Here is a 211-nt window from a genome sequence, read left to right as displayed (position 1 = left end):
GCCGAACTCAGAAGTGAAACGCCGTAGCGCCGATGGTAGTGTGGGGTCTCCCCATGCGAGAGTAGGGAACTGCCAGGCATCAAATTGCAATAAACCGGGATAAATAATCCGGGTAGTGACAAAGAAATTCGGTGGAGCGGTAGTTCAGTTGGTTAGAATACCTGCCTGTCACGCAGGGGGTCGCGGGTTCGAGTCCCGTCCGTTCCGCCAC

The 211-nt window shown here is 55.5% G+C and carries 1 tRNA gene and 1 rRNA gene; both read left to right on the top strand.

The annotated features are described in order from the left end of the window. Positions 1 to 78, top strand: a 5S ribosomal RNA gene (gene rrf / locus OGX84_RS22785); the annotation flags it as partial. Between the two features lie 55 nt (positions 79 to 133). Further along, positions 134 to 210, top strand: a tRNA-Asp gene (locus OGX84_RS00010). Position 211 lies beyond the last annotated feature (1 nt).

It is taken from the genome of Citrobacter sp. CK202, assembly GCF_030333225.1.
Lineage (GTDB): Bacteria > Pseudomonadota > Gammaproteobacteria > Enterobacterales > Enterobacteriaceae > Citrobacter_B > Citrobacter_B koseri.
The sequence above is the reverse complement of the archived record's forward strand: the minus strand, read 5'-3'. Positions and strand labels throughout refer to the sequence as shown.